Below are 705 nucleotides of genomic sequence, written 5' to 3'. Positions count from 1 at the left end.
TACCGACATGACCAAGAACCTGCCAGAAAAAGTCATTCAAATGATGGAAAGTAAAACGCCCCTAGGACGCATGGGCTCGGTGCAAGATATCGCCAATGGCGTTGCGTTTCTGGTCTCTGATAAAAGTTCGTTTATAACCGGACAAGTGCTCAAGATTGATGGCGGTTTAGTGCTTTAATGTTCGAACCATAACCTCAAGTAAAAACGCTCTTTGCTCAGGTGAAGGGCGTTTTTGTCTCAAGATAAATGCATACAAACATGGAGAGTTAAATTGCCAGTTATTTACTCGGTATAACAAAACGCAATTGGTCTATCCGCAAAGCACACATGTAATATCCATAAAAACATGGATTATTCATATGAAAAAATTATTGCTACTTGGCCTGCTTATTCTCTTTGGCTGTAACCAGCAAAACACTCCGACTCCAGACCCAAATCACAATCAACCACACCAAAGTTTTAAAAAAACGCCGGATATCGCTAAAGAGCTAAAGGCTCAACCTACAATTGATGACCAATTTGCTCTGCTATATCGAAAATGTGATTACACACTAGATAGAAGTGATTCCCTTACAGGTCGTGATGAAAATAAAGCCGGAATACGCGACGATATCGAGGCATTCATCAATGCGTTAGAAGTGTCAGAGCCAGTGCGCGATGCATTGAAGCAAAACGCTCGTTACTCTCAAAAAAATCTATATTACG

Annotated in this window: 1 protein-coding gene and 1 pseudogene; both read left to right on the top strand. The window is 40.9% G+C overall.

Annotated features, from left to right (window positions below; all coding sequences use genetic code 11):
- Positions 1–178, top strand: a 178-nt coding sequence (locus R7Z49_RS25060) for an SDR family oxidoreductase (RefSeq protein WP_318112396.1), incomplete at its 5' end; no start/stop codon positions are given.
- A gap of 181 nt (positions 179–359) precedes the next feature.
- Positions 360–705 (top strand): annotated as a pseudogene (locus R7Z49_RS25055) (chromosome partitioning protein ParA); the annotation flags it as partial.

It is taken from the genome of Vibrio sp. 1562 (assembly GCF_033340155.1).
GTDB classification, from domain to species: domain Bacteria; phylum Pseudomonadota; class Gammaproteobacteria; order Enterobacterales; family Vibrionaceae; genus Vibrio; species Vibrio alginolyticus.
Note: the sequence above shows the minus strand (reverse complement) of the source record. Positions and strands in the feature narration are given on the sequence as shown.